General features: G+C 61.0%; 13 protein-coding genes. 9 read left to right on the top strand and 4 right to left on the bottom strand.

From position 1 onward, the window contains the following. Window positions 1–234: 234 nt before the first annotated feature. The 6 genes from PZ897_RS01815 to ispD all read left to right on the top strand — a co-directional run bounded on the left by PZ897_RS01815 (window position 235) and on the right by ispD (window position 6,459). A complete protein-coding gene (locus PZ897_RS01815) occupies window positions 235–1,308 on the top strand; it encodes a Gfo/Idh/MocA family oxidoreductase (RefSeq protein ID WP_275749276.1) in 1,074 nt (357 codons plus the stop codon). A 110-nt stretch (window positions 1,309–1,418) separates the two neighbouring features. Further along, window positions 1,419–2,153, top strand: coding sequence for an SDR family oxidoreductase (locus tag PZ897_RS01810; RefSeq protein WP_275749274.1), 735 nt, complete (start codon window positions 1,419–1,421; stop codon window positions 2,151–2,153). 24 nt (window positions 2,154–2,177) lie between these two features. Further along, the gene (locus PZ897_RS01805) at window positions 2,178–3,473 is read left to right on the top strand and encodes an L-fuconate dehydratase (protein WP_275749273.1); all 1,296 of its coding nucleotides are present in this window, start codon (window positions 2,178–2,180) and stop codon (window positions 3,471–3,473) included. A gap of 31 nt (window positions 3,474–3,504) precedes the next feature. Further along, window positions 3,505–4,344 (top strand): fumarylacetoacetate hydrolase family protein, encoded by an 840-nt coding sequence (locus PZ897_RS01800; protein WP_275749272.1) that lies wholly within the window; start codon window positions 3,505–3,507, stop codon window positions 4,342–4,344. A gap of 130 nt (window positions 4,345–4,474) precedes the next feature. After that, the gene (locus PZ897_RS01795) at window positions 4,475–5,620 is read left to right on the top strand and encodes a fumarylacetoacetate hydrolase family protein (RefSeq protein ID WP_275749271.1); all 1,146 of its coding nucleotides are present in this window, start codon (window positions 4,475–4,477) and stop codon (window positions 5,618–5,620) included. 155 nt (window positions 5,621–5,775) lie between these two features. Next, complete coding sequence (ispD, locus tag PZ897_RS01790; protein ID WP_275749270.1) at window positions 5,776–6,459, top strand: 2-C-methyl-D-erythritol 4-phosphate cytidylyltransferase; 684 nt, start codon at window positions 5,776–5,778, stop codon at window positions 6,457–6,459. A 51-nt stretch (window positions 6,460–6,510) separates the two neighbouring features. Here the strand turns inward: ispD and PZ897_RS01785 are convergent, their stop codons facing one another. From PZ897_RS01785 to PZ897_RS01775, 3 genes are all read right to left on the bottom strand, one after another. Beyond that, window positions 6,511–7,188 (bottom strand): GntR family transcriptional regulator, encoded by a 678-nt coding sequence (locus PZ897_RS01785; RefSeq protein ID WP_275749268.1) that lies wholly within the window; start codon window positions 7,186–7,188, stop codon window positions 6,511–6,513. 9 nt (window positions 7,189–7,197) lie between these two features. Next, window positions 7,198–8,079 (bottom strand): dihydrodipicolinate synthase family protein, encoded by an 882-nt coding sequence (locus PZ897_RS01780; protein ID WP_275749267.1) that lies wholly within the window; start codon window positions 8,077–8,079, stop codon window positions 7,198–7,200. A gap of 179 nt (window positions 8,080–8,258) precedes the next feature. Next, window positions 8,259–10,058, bottom strand: coding sequence for an IlvD/Edd family dehydratase (locus PZ897_RS01775; protein WP_275749266.1), 1,800 nt, complete (start codon window positions 10,056–10,058; stop codon window positions 8,259–8,261). 209 nt (window positions 10,059–10,267) lie between these two features. Here PZ897_RS01775 and PZ897_RS01770 point away from each other — a divergent pair, with 209 nt between their 5' ends. From PZ897_RS01770 to PZ897_RS01760, 3 genes are all read left to right on the top strand, one after another. After that, window positions 10,268–10,867 (top strand): TetR/AcrR family transcriptional regulator, encoded by a 600-nt coding sequence (locus PZ897_RS01770; RefSeq protein WP_275749265.1) that lies wholly within the window; start codon window positions 10,268–10,270, stop codon window positions 10,865–10,867. A gap of 1 nt (window position 10,868) precedes the next feature. Beyond that, window positions 10,869–11,198: a multidrug efflux SMR transporter gene (locus tag PZ897_RS01765; protein WP_275749263.1), complete on the top strand. Its 330-nt coding sequence runs from the start codon at window positions 10,869–10,871 to the stop codon at window positions 11,196–11,198. Between the two features lie 265 nt (window positions 11,199–11,463). Further along, window positions 11,464–12,144, top strand: a complete 681-nt coding sequence (locus PZ897_RS01760; RefSeq protein ID WP_275749261.1) for an NnrU family protein — start codon at window positions 11,464–11,466, stop codon at window positions 12,142–12,144. Between the two features lie 3 nt (window positions 12,145–12,147). On the opposite strand, the gene PZ897_RS01755 is transcribed toward PZ897_RS01760, so the two are convergent. Further along, the gene (locus PZ897_RS01755) at window positions 12,148–13,332 is read right to left on the bottom strand and encodes an NnrS family protein (RefSeq protein ID WP_275749260.1); all 1,185 of its coding nucleotides are present in this window, start codon (window positions 13,330–13,332) and stop codon (window positions 12,148–12,150) included. Window positions 13,333–13,393 lie beyond the last annotated feature (61 nt).

Raw genomic sequence — 13,393 nt, 5'->3', positions numbered from 1 at the left:
ATCCTCGGCATGTTTTACAAGTGCACAATCCGGATTTACACGATAGTGTCGAGCAAGCCGGAACACTTGCTGTTTGTCTGAGGGGCGTGTCACAGTTCCGAGCTTGCGCCGATGCCGCTGACATGGCGGCTGATCCCGATGCCCGGGATGGCGGTTGTGTGCATGCTGTGCCAGCTGCGGTTTCAAACCGGGAAGGTGGCGAATGGTGGGTGACTATGGAGAACCTGTTCTACCATGACTGACCGGTTCGAGCCGCAATCCCTCACTCAGACGTGGCTGGCGCCCTCGAACCCGCGCCCGATCGTCATCTTTGGTGCGGGATCGATTGTCAGAGATGCGCACCTGCCTGCCTACAGGAAGGCGGGATATCCTGTTGCCGGCCTGTATGATCCTGATACAGAAACGGCTGAAAAGCTTGCCTCGGAATGGGGCGTGGCGACCTACGCTTCGGCGGAAGCGGCTGCCGCAGTTGAAAATGTGGTGTACGATCTCGCAACCCCGCCCGATGTCCATGCCAGCGTTTTGCGTCTTCTGCCTGACGCTGCTGCAGTTCTGATCCAGAAGCCGATGGGCGCCGATCTTGCCGCCGCGTCTGAAATTCTGGCGATCTGCCGGAACAAGAAGCTCAAGGCGGCAATCAATTTCCAGTTGCGTTTCGCACCGATGATGCTGGCGCTGAAAGACGCCATCGCCAAGGGCTGGCTCGGCGAGGTTGTCGATTTCGACGCCTGGCTGGCACTTGCGACCCAGTGGCAGCTGTGGCCGTTTCTCAACGGCCGTCCGCGCATCGAGATCGCCATGCATTCGATCCATTATCTGGATCTGATCCGGCAGCTGCTGGGCGATCCCGAGGGCATTCACGCCAAATCGGTCGGTCATCCCAATCACGACATCGCCCAGAGCCGTACCAGCGCCATTCTCGACTACGGCGACAGGGTGCGTTGCGTGCTCTCGATCAATCATGATCATGATTTCGGCCGCAAGCACCAGGCTTGCGAATTCCGCATCTGCGGAACCGAGGGAGCGGCGTATCTGCAGCTTGGTGTCAATCTCGACTACCCTCGAGGCGAACCGGACATCCTGGAAATTCGTCCCAAAGGCGGTGACAGTTGGGTCACTGTGAATCTGAAAGGCGCCTCGTTCCCGGACGCATTTGTTGGCCGGATGGCCAACCTGCAGCGCTACGCCGCTGGTGAAGATGCCGAACTTGTCAGCTCGGTCGAAGATGCCTGGAACACCATGGCGCTGGTCGAGGCAGCCTATCAGTCGTCGGCCTTGCCCGCGACGCAGCTTCAAGAGAGGCCCTGATCATGGCCAGATCGATTGACCGGAATGAAGAGGTGATGCCGATCGCCGATCACATCGAGATCGTGAAAACCAAGTGCAAACCCGCCTGAGCGGCAATCAACGGAGACAACATGGCAGACTGGGTCAGGGAAAAGACCGTACTCGTAACCGCTGCAGGTCAGGGTATCGGCCGCGCAACGGCGTTGGCATTTGCTGCGGCAGGCGCCCGCGTTGTCGCCACAGACATCAATCAAACCACGCTGTCGGCGCTGGCCGGTGAGACCGGAATCAGAACCCGCCGGCTCGACGTTCTCGACGCATCGGATATTGCAGCGGCAATTGCAGCCATCGGCCCGGTCGATGTCCTCTTCAACGGTGCCGGTTTCGTCCATTCCGGCTCGGTCCTCGAGATGACGGACGCGGATTTCGATTTTGCCATCGACCTCAATGTCCGCTCGATGATCCGGACCATCCGGGCCGTTCTGCCTGCGATGATCGAGCGCGGCGGCGGAGCCATCGTCAACATGTCGTCGGTGGCAAGTTCAATCAAGGGCGTGCCCAACCGCTTCGCCTACTCCACCTCCAAGGCGGCCGTCATCGGTCTGACCAAGTCTGTTGCCGCCGATTATGTTGGTCAGGGCATCCGCTGCAATGCCATCTGCCCTGGCACGGTCGAAAGCCCGTCCTTGCAGGAGCGCATGCGGGCGCAGGGCGATTACGACGCAGCCCGCGCCTCCTTCATCGCCCGCCAGCCGATGGGGCGTCTGGGCGCACCCGAAGAGATCGCCGACCTCGCGGTCTATCTTGCCAATGCCACCTACACGACCGGACAGGCCTGCGCCATCGACGGCGGCTGGACCATCTGACGCGGACATTCAGGACCAAGCATCATGAGCAAAATCACTGGCTTGAAAACCTACGATCTCCGGTTCCCGACCTCGAAGACCCTTGATGGTTCCGATGCGATGAACCCGGATCCCGACTACTCGGCCGCCTATGTCGTGCTTCAGACCGACGCGGCAGGGCTCGAAGGTCATGGTCTGACCTTCACCATCGGGCGTGGTAACGAGATCTGCTGCGTCGCGATCAAGGCCATGCGCCATCTTGTTGTCGGACTGGACCTCGCCTGGATAAGCCAAGATCCGGGCCGTTTCTGGCGGCATGTCACATCGGACAGCCAGTTGCGCTGGATCGGGCCGGACAAGGGGGCAATCCATCTCGCGGCCGGCGCAATCGTCAATGCGGTCTGGGATCTGCTCGCCAAACAGGCCGGCAAGCCGGTCTGGCGGCTGGTCGCGGATATGAGCCCTGAAGACCTGGTCGCCATCGTCGACTTCCGTTACCTGACCGACGCCATTACCCCGACTGAGGCCCTCAAGATCTTCCAGCACGCCGAAAACGGCAAGGCAGAGCGCATCGCTGAGCTCGAGCAATCCGGATACCGCTGCTATACCACCTCGGCCGGATGGCTCGGCTATACCGACGACAAGCTGCGCCGCCTATGCCGGGAAGCCGTCGAAGCCGGATACAATCATGTGAAGCTCAAGGTCGGCCAGGATCTCGAAGATGATATCCGCCGCTTGCGGATCGCGCGCGAGGAGCTCGGGCCGGACCGGATTCTGATGATAGACGCCAATCAGGTCTGGGAAGTCTGCGAGGCCATCGACTGGGTTGGCAAGCTGGCCTTTGCCGACCCGTTCTTCATTGAGGAGCCGACCAGTCCGGATGATATTGCCGGCCACAAGCGCATTCGCGAGGCAGTCTCCCCGGTCAAGGTCGCCACCGGTGAAATGTGTCAGAACCGCATCGTCTTCAAGCAACTCATCGCCGGCGGAGCCATCGACGTGGTGCAGGTCGACGCCTGCCGCATGGGCGGCCTCAACGAGGTGCTGGCGGTTTTGCTGATGGCGGCGAAATACGGCCTGCCGGTCTGGCCGCATGCAGGCGGTGTGGGGCTGTGTGAATATGTCCAGCACCTCTCGATGATTGATTTTGTCGCCGTATCCGGCACAATGGAAGGGCGCGTGATCGAGTATGTCGATCATCTGCACGAACATTTCATCGACCCGTGTGTCATCCGCAACGCGGCCTATATGCCACCCACCTCGCCGGGCTTCTCAATCGAGATGAAGCCGTCATCCATAACCCAGTACACGTTCACGCCGTCATCGACTGACGCAGCCTGACCGGCACGACCAGATACAAGGAACACACATCATGAAACTGCTTCGCGTTGGCGCTCCGGGCCAGGAAAAGCCTGCACTGCTTGATGCTGATGGCAAGGCCCGCGACCTCTCGTCGGTTGTGGATGATATTGCCGGGGCGGCATTGCTGCCCGAAGCCCTGGCAAGGATCGTCGCAATTGATCCGTCGACATTGCCGGAACTGGAAGCCGGCCGGATCGGCCCTTGCGTCGGCGGGGTCGGAAAATTCATTTGCATCGGGCTCAACTACTCCGATCACGCGGCCGAAAGCGGATTGGACGTACCCAAAGAGCCGGTCATCTTCATGAAAGCGACAAGTGCGATCTGCGGACCCAATGACACGGTTCTGATCCCGCGCAAGTCGGTCAAGACCGATTGGGAAGTCGAGCTTGGCGTGGTGATCGGCAAGGGTGGTGTCTACATCGACGAGACAGATGCGCTTGAGCATGTGGCCGGCTATTGCGTCATCAATGACGTGTCGGAACGAGAGTTCCAGATCGAACGCAGCGGCACCTGGGACAAGGGCAAGGGTTGTGACACCTTCGGCCCGATCGGTCCCTGGCTGGTGACGCGCGACGAGGTGGCCGATCCGCAAAACCTCAAACTCTGGCTCGAAGTCGACGGCCATCGCTATCAGGATGGCTCGACCAGCACCATGGTCTTCGACGTGCAGCATCTTGTCAGCTATGTCAGCCAGTTCATGAGCCTGCAGCCTGGCGACGTGATTTCCACCGGCACGCCTCCCGGCGTCGGCATGGGGCAGAAGCCGCCGGTCTACCTCAAGGGTGGCGAGATCATCGAGCTGGGTATAGAAGGGCTGGGCCAGCAACGCCAGACTGTCGCCAAGGCCTGATTGATGGCTATTGTTGCGCGAGACTGCGGCAACAGCGTTGAACTGGTTTGCCTGAATGCGCCGGAGTTCTCTGGCGCCATGATTTGGCTTTGGGAATGAGCGCTAAATATTGCATCCGGAGGGGGATCCAATGACTGACTTTCACCTGCCCGCTGATGGGGTTTATCTCGGCAGACTATGGTCGCCGGACGTGGGCGGCCCGAGTGTGGTGACGGTCCGCGCCGGCTCCGTCATCGACATCACCTCGAGACAGGCGCCAACCGTTCGCGACATCTGCGAAATGGATGATCCGGCCGGATTTGTGCGCGCCGCACAGGGACCAACTCTGGGCCAGCTTGCCGGGATCGCCGCCAACCAGCCTGGGGACATGGACCGGCCGCATTTTCTCGCCCCGTGCGATTTGCAGGCGGTCAAGGCCTGCGGCGTCACCTTCGCCTCTTCCATGGTCGAACGGGTGATCGAGGAGCAGGCTGCCGGCGACCCGAGCAAGGCGCTTGATATCCGCGCCCGTGTCGGCGAGGCAATCGGCGGCACCTTGCGCAACATCAAGGCAGGCTCGCAGGAGGCGGCCAAGGTCAAGGCGGCGCTGATCGCTGAAGGCTTGTGGAGCCAATATCTCGAGGTCGGCATCGGGCCCGATGCGGAGGTGTTTTCCAAGGCGCAGGTGCTTTCCTCGGTCGGACCTGGCGCCGAAGTCGGGCTGCACCCGATTTCAAAATGGAACAACCCCGAGCCGGAGATCGTGCTTGCCGTGTCTTCCAAGGGCAGGATCGTTGGTGCCTCGCTAGGCAATGATGTCAATCTGCGTGATGTCGAGGGCCGTTCGGCGTTGCTCCTGGGCAAAGCCAAGGACAACAATGCCAGTTGCTCCATCGGGCCGGTGATCCGGCTGTTTGATGATCGATTTGCACTCGACGACGTTCGCCAGGCAGAGCTTGATCTGACGGTAACCGGTGAAGACGGCTATCAGCTCAAGGGCCATTCCTCGATGAAAGAGATCAGCCGCGATCCGGCCGATCTGGTCGCCCAGACGCTCGGACGCCATCACCAGTACCCCGATGGGTTGATGCTGTTTCTCGGCACGCTGTTTGCGCCGACCCAGGACCGGGATACGCCGGGCGAAGGCTTTACCCACAAGCTTGGCGATGTCGTCACCATCTCGTCGTCCGAGCTTGGCAGTCTGACCAACACGGTGCGGCTCTCGACCCAATGTCCGGAATGGACCTTCGGCATTTCTGCCTTCATGCGCAATCTCGCGGTCCGCAATCTCATTTGATGGAGTACGGAAACCGGTCTGGCGCAAGCCTCCGGGGGATGAGCCGTCGTGATGGCGAGGGCGGATGCGTTAAGCGCGCGGCAGTTGACAGTTTGCGTGGTCGGCGCCCGCGCCGGTCATTGCAGCGCTGCACAAGGTAGTTTAGGTCAAGCGCCATGTTGAACTCCGTACTTGTCGTTGCAGCCGGTCGTGGCCACCGCATGGGTGGCGAGATCCCCAAGCAGTTCGTGCCGCTTGGCGGCGTCTGCGCGCTGCGCCGCGCCGTGGACGTGTTTCTCGCCCTTGAAGCGATCAATCTGCTCCGCGTGGTCATCCATCCCGATGATGCAAGCCTGTGTCAGGCTGCGCTGGCCGGCATCGACGATGAACGGCTGCTGTTGCCCGTGCATGGCGGGAGCACGCGTGCCGCCTCTGTCCGGCTTGGGTTGGAATCTTTTCGCGAATTTAGCCCGCACAACATCCTCATTCACGATGCCGCGCGGCCGTTCATTCCGGCAGATGTAATTCTTGCGGTGCTGGCAGCGCTGGACAAGCATGAAGGCGCTCTCGCGGCCTTGCCTGTGGTCGACGCGCTGTGGAGCGCTGAGGCAAGTAAGGCTGCCACTCCGGTCTCCCGGGAGGGGCTCTGGCGGGCGCAGACGCCGCAGGGGTTTCGCTTCACCTCCATTCTTGCGGCTCATCGTGCTCATGATGGCGAGGCCCATGACGATGTGGCGGTTGCCCGTGCCGCCGGAATTGCGGTTCAGATCGTTGCGGGATCGGAAGCGAACTTCAAGATCACAACCGCTGCCGATTTTGAGCGAGCGCAGGTCGAGTTGATCCGTCTCGGCTGCACTTGAATGTGCTGATGTTGTTCTATCGGGAGGAATGATCGCTGCGGAGGCAGGCCATCATCCCATATTGATGGCGCGCCGCCGCGCCACATCGATATGATCGTGCATGGCTTGAGCCGCGGCGTCGGGATCACGCGCTTCGAGGGCAGCGATGATGCGCATGTGCTCGCCGATCACCGACGGTATCATCGGCACATAGAGCCGGGTCTCGGCCAGACGGATCAGCTTGATCTTGATCCAGTTGACCCGGTAGGCTTGGGTGATGATGTCGTTCCCCAGCGCATCGATGATGGCTTCGTGCAATTGCAGATCGACGGCTTCCGCATCCTGCATCAGCCCATTCCTGTCTCCGCGTTGATGCCGGGCCAGAATGTCCTCGTGACTGGCGCGCAAGCTGGCGATGAGCGCCGGGTCAGCGCTGCCGGCGAACAGGCGAACCGCCGCCACTTCCATGAATTCGCGGAACTGGAACGCATTGCGCACCAGGTTGAGATCCACCTGCGGCACCTGCATGCCGCGCTGCGGTGCTGTCCGGATCAGGCCCTCGGCCTCAAGCCGTGGCACCAGTTCGCGGATGGCGCCGAGCGGGAGTCCGGTGATGGCCACCAGTTGCCGCTGGGTGATGAATTGCCCTGGCTTGATTTCCTGCGACAACAGGCTTTTTGTGAAACCCTCATAGGCCTGCTCACGCAGTTTCAGCGGCTCACCGTCCTTGTTGTATTCGGGCGAGTTCATCTTCGCTCCTCATGTGCCCGCCATGATGGCGTCATAGGCTTCGACGAGTTTCAGTTTCTGTCCGGCGTCAAGATCGCTGAGCGGCGCACGCACGGCGTCAAAGCCGGGATCGCTGGCCAGATGCCCGACCAGCACCTTGACCGCGGGTATCACCGGGTTGGAGACGATCAGATTGACGAGGTCGCTCATCACACGGCCGTCATCCGCGTCATGGATCACCGGCAGCATCAGTTCAGGTGCTACGTTGGCGAGTCCGCAGATCGAGCCTTCGGCACCCTTGGCCATGGCGCGCGGCAGCAGCCGTTCATCGCCGACCAGCACCGAAATGTCGCTGTGAGCTGCAAGAAAGCTTTCCGCCGTGGCCCAGTCGCCTGATGAATCCTTGATCCCGGTAATCACGCCCGGCCAGGCATGGCGCAGACGGCTGATCAGCCCCAGCGACAGCGGCACCGCCGTCTGTCCCGGGATATGATACATGATGACACCGCCAAGCTTCGCGCCAATGCGCTCGAACACCCGGCAGAACCAGGTGTAAAGGCCGTCATCGTCCACTCCCTTCATGTAGAAGGGCGGCGCCAGCAACAGCCCCGCGGCGCCAGCGTCCAGTGCTGCAGATGACTGGGCAGCGGCGTCATCAATGGCGCTGGCCATGATGCCGACCTGAATGCGGCTGCCCGACGGCAAACCATCTGCCAGCGCGGCTTGCATCGCCGTGCGCTCGTCGAGAGACAGCCCGTAGCCCTCGCCGGTGGTGCCGCACAGGGTGACGCTGTCGCAGCCGCGGGTGAGCACCGAGGCAGCATGCGTGACCAGCTTTTTCAGGTCCACGTCGCCGGACGCGGTGTAAGGGGTTACCAGAGCCGCAGAAAGACCAAACAGTGTTGTTTTCATGAAAGTGCGCCAGTCGGTTGTTGCTAACATGTCAGTTGGCTGTGAATAACCTTGTTGCGCGGGTTCGTAAAGGTCCGGCACTCGCGAAGTCTGCCGAGGTTGAAATCCCGGCACGACGGGACCTTGCGGTGAGACACACCCGGCCTGAAGCTCAGGCCGGGTTCAATCCGTCTCAGTGATCAGTGATTGTCGCGCGGGACCGATTTCTGCGCCACGCGCTGAAACGCGTCCGATCCGCGCAGCACCATTCCCTCGGAGAAGGGTTCAGCCAGTTCGCGGAAATAGGCCTGCCAGGGTGTCTGGCTCGGGGGAATCGGATATCCGCCGGCTTCCGCAAGATCGGCCGCACGTTGTGCCCACTCGGTGTCTGGCACCAGCGCGTCGACGCGCCCCTTGCCGAGGTCGATGCGGATCTTGTCGCCGTTGCGCACCAGTGCCAACCCGCCGCCGGCTGCGGCCTCCGGCGAGGCATTGAGAATCGAGGGCGAAGCCGAGGTGCCCGACTGCCGGCCGTCGCCGATACAGGGCAGGGCTGTAACGCCCTTTTTCAGCAGGTAGCTCGGGGGGCGCATATTGACCACTTCAGCGCCGCCCGGATAGCAAAGCGGGCCGGCGCCGCGCATGATCAGAATCGAGTTTTCATCGATGGAGAGGCTCGGGTCGTCGATCATCTTGTTGTAGTGCTCCGGGCCGTCGAACACCACGGCAAAGCCTTCGAACGCATCCTTGTCATCCGGATTGGAGAGGTAGCGTTTGCGGAATTCATCGGAAATCACCGAGGTCTTCATGATGGCGCTGTCAAACAGCGATCCCTTGAGATTGAGGAAGCCTGCGTCCGCCATCAGCGCATCAGAAAGCGGACGGATCACGTCGGCATTTTCGCTCTCGCGGTTGGCGCAGTTCTCACCGATGCTGCGGCCGTTGACAGTCAGCGCACCAGGGTGCGGAAGCAGATTTGCCTTGAGCAATTCCGCCACCACCGCTGGAACGCCGCCGGCCCGGTGGAAGTCCTCGCCCAGATACGCCCCGGCGGGCTGCAGATTTGTCAGCAGCGGCACATGATGGCCCAGCGTCTGCCAGTCGTCATTGTTGAGGGCTACGCCAATATGTTTGGCGACTGCGGCAATATGGATCGGCGCATTGGTCGAACCGCCGATCGCCGAGTTCACCACGATGACGTTTTCGAAAGCCTCGCGGGTCATCAGGTCGGATGGCTTGAGATCTTCGCGCACCATGTCGACGATGCGTTTGCCTGTGGCATAGGCCATCTGGCCGCGCTCACGGTAGGGTGCCGGAATGGAAGCCGAGCCCGGCAATTGCATGCCCAGCGCTTCGGCCAGTGAATTCATCGTCGAGGCGGTGCCCATGGTGTTGCAATAGCCGACCGAGGGAGCCGAGCTTGTGACAAGCTCCGCGAACTGCTCGTCGTCGATCTTGCCCTCGGCATGGAGTTCGCGTGCCTTCCAGACCACCGTGCCTGAACCGGTTCGCTCGCCACGGAAATAGCCGTTCAACATCGGTCCGACCGAAAATGCGATGGCGGGAATGTTCACCGTGGCTGCGGCCATCAGCAGCGCGGGCGTTGTCTTGTCGCAGCCGATGGTCAGGACGACGCCGTCCAGCGGATAGCCAAACAGCGATTCCACCAGTCCGAGATAGGCCAGATTGCGGTCCAACATGGCGGTGGGGCGTTTTCCGGTTTCCTGAATCGGGTGCACCGGGACTTCAAGCGGGACGCCGCCATTGGCGATAATGCCGTCGCGGATGCGCTTGGCGAGTTCGATGTGGTGACGGTTGCAGGGAGACAGATCGGACCCGGTCTGGGCAATGGCGATGATCGGTTTGCCTGACTGAAGCTCGTCGCGCGTGAGGCCGTAATTGACGTATCGTTCGATATAGAGCGCGGTCATTTCCTGATTCTCAGGATTGTCGAACCATAGCTGGGATCTGAGGTTTTTCGGGGTCTTATGGTCTGACATCTGCGTCTCCAATGCCGTTGGACTTGCCAATCCGGCTGTCTGCTTGACTTGAGCGGGATACCCAGCGGGTGACCGCTGGGCTCACGTGACGGGTAGTGTTAGCAGCCCTTTGCTGCGACATAAATGGGATAGATTGGCGCGCTGCGCGGATTGCACGGCACGGACATAATACCCATTGATAAAAAACCGTCCAGCCGGTATGTTTATGCATGACATCAGCACCCTCCCGCAAGAACGATCCCCAGGCTGTGCGCAGCAGGCTGCTCGACTGTGCCGCGCGGTTGATTGTCGACCACGGCTTGTCAACGCTGCGGCTGGAAAGCGTGGCGCGCGAAGCCGGTGTCAGCAAGGGCGGGCTGTTGCATCACTATCCCGGCAAGGAGGCTCTGATCAGCGGCCTGTTCGACCAGGTGGTTGAATGGTTTGACTGTCAGGTGGACGCGGTTCTGGAAGCCGATGAGGCAAGTCCGGCGCGATTCTCGCGCGCCTATTTGCGCGTCATCGCCAGTATCGACATGACCGTGCCTGAGGAGAAACGGCTCGCTGTCTTGATCCTGATGCTCAGTTCTGATCCGCAGTGCAGTGCACAGTGGAGCAATTGGGTGGAGGGACGTCTGCGCCGGCACAATCTCACCGATGCCAATCCGTTGGCCCGCACTTTACGTTTGGCTGCCGACGGTCTTTGGCTTTCAGATCTGGGCAGCGGACCGGATTCACAACCTGCTGCGCGCCGTGAGGTTCTCCGGTTTCTTGAGGGCCTGAACGCTGCACACGCCACTGACACCAATCCGGATGTAAGAGGACGCTGACATGCCGTGGCTGTTTCTTGGTCTTGCCATCACGGGCGAAGTCATCGCCACCACGGCGCTGAAAGCCTCCGTAGGGTTCACCAAATGGGGCTATAGCAGCATCTCGGTGGTCGGCTACTGCATCTCGTTCTATTTCCTTGCCATTGTTCTCAAGACGATTCCGGTCGGCATTGCCTATGCGGTCTGGGCCGGCGCAGGTGTGGCAATGGTCGCGATCATCGGCGTCTTTCTGTTTGGCCAGAAACTCGATCTGTTCGCATATCTCGGAATTGGGCTGATCGTCGCCGGCGTGCTGGTCCTGAATCTGCTTTCAGGGGCCACCGCCCATTGATGGATGTCGCGTTCAAATGGCTTGCTTGCAAGATGACGTGGTGACGTTACAGCGCTGCAGAGCCCGCATGAAAATGCGAACGCGGGCTGCATCGGCGGCCGCATTCACCCGCGCACCGGGGTATCAAGACAGCGGAGTTCAGCCCTTGCCACAGGGATTGCCGTGACGATCTGGGGTTTCTGCCTCCAAACAAACTGTTGACTTCGCAAGCGGCAGCTTCTTTCTGAGGCTGCAAGAGTTCCATCCTTGATAAAGTGAGTCGCACATGAACCAGTGGAGCGAATTCGCTGCGGCGCTGCTGGCGTTCTTCATATTGCACAGCTTGCCAATACGCCCTGCGGTCAAGACCCGGATCGTCAGCCTGATTGGCGCCAGGCTGTTCACGCTTGTCTATTCCTGTGTCTCGATAGCTGCGCTCGGCTGGCTGATCGTTGCGGCTTCTCGGGCACCTTATGTCGAACTCTGGGCCCCGGCGCCCTGGCAGCATCTGGCGGCGCTGATCATCATGCTCGGCGTCAGTCTGATCGTCGCCTTCACACTTGGCCGGCCCAACCCGTTCTCATTTGGCGGCAGCTCCACCGCAGCCTTCGATCCGGCCCATGCCGGAATTGTCCGTTTGCACCGGCATCCCCTGCTGCTGGCGTTCTTCCTTTGGGCCGGCGCGCATTTGCTGCCCAACGGAGATCTGGCCCATGCAATCCTGTTTGGCCTGTTCGCCGGGTTTTCCCTCATCGGCATGAAACTGATCGACCGGCGCACCAGGCGCCGGCTCGACCCGCAACAATATGAGGCCTTGCTGAAGTCAGTGCAGAAAAGTGGTCTGTTGCAGGGTTTTGCCCAGGATCAAGTGCGCATCCGGATTGCAGCAGGCGTCGGCCTGTTTGTTGGGCTGGTGCTGTTGCATCCGGTCGTGATCGGCGATTCGCCCCTGGCCGCGCTTTCTTGAGTGTCAGTGACGTTTGCGCGGTCTGCTCAGTGCTGGTGCGAAAACCAGCCCGAAGCCGACAAAAGCAACCATCCAGGCGAAGGCCGCGACATGCAGGGTAACGCCCGTGTGGCTGTCGATCAGCGCTGCGGCGATGCGGGTCACAGCAGCGACCAATAGGGCGGTGAACAACAAAGTCGCCGACACACCGGCTTTGAGTTGCTGTCCGGTGTGGCCGCGCGATGCCCGGACCATCATCGCAAGTGTCATGCCGCCAACCGCGCCGACACCCAGGGCGTGGACGCCCGCCAGCGGCGAAACCAGCTCGGGCCAGAACCCGCCCGCCGCGATCAGCGCAAATCCGATCGGAACAAACAGGTAACCGGCATGCAGCATCCAGACCAGCGGATCACGCCATGTTCGCAAGCCCGCCCAGCGCGCAAGCCGGATGAACTGGACCAGCGCCGCAATTGCCATGGCTGTTGCCGTTCCCGTCCAGTCCGGCGCGGCAGTCCAGAGTGCCAGAGCGCCAACCGCCACCGCGATCGACAGCAAATCAAACAGTGAAAAAGCTGCAGGCAAGCGTCCGGGATTCTCCCGCACCAGCCAGTTGCGTGTGAAGCTGGGAACGACGCGCCCGCCGATCAGCATGATCAAGGTGATCACCGCAAGCGTTGCCAGTCGGCGGCTGAAGTCGGTAATCCCCAGGACATGGGCTTCCAGATGGAAGCCGATATTGGCCGCAGCCAGAATCGTCAGCGGCAGCAGCACCTTCAGGTTACGCCAGTTTGCCCCGGCAACAATTTCGCGTGCGATCACCATGGCCACTGCAATCAGGAAGGCAGCATCAATGACCAGCGCCGCCTGCCAGCCGATATGGCTCGAAAACGTCACCGCAACCCGCCCCGCAATCCAGAGCAGCACCAGCGCCAGCAGCCCGTTCCCCTGCAGCGGCATCCGGCCTGTCCAGTTTGGAACTGCGGTAAACAGGAACCCGGTCGCAATAGCCGGGACAAAGCCGAAATAGAGTTCATGAACATGCCAGTCGGTCGGTGCAAACAATGTCGACAGACTGAGGTCGCCATAAAACTGCGGCAGCCACAGCAGAATCGACAACCCCGAATAGAGCGCACCGAGCAGGAAAAACGGGCGAAACCCGTAGCTCAGGAGTGCCGGGCCGGTGTAAGGGCGGGTTCTGGGTATTGCCATGTCAGCTTCGTGTCCGTTCGTTGCGGCGTCCTGCCATCAGATGGCGGCAACTGCGTTGCCG

Source organism: Hoeflea sp. YIM 152468 (genome assembly GCF_029210485.1).
In the GTDB taxonomy this organism is placed as follows: Bacteria; Pseudomonadota; Alphaproteobacteria; order Rhizobiales; family Rhizobiaceae; genus Hoeflea.
This window is presented reverse-complemented; position numbering and strand designations above follow the sequence as displayed.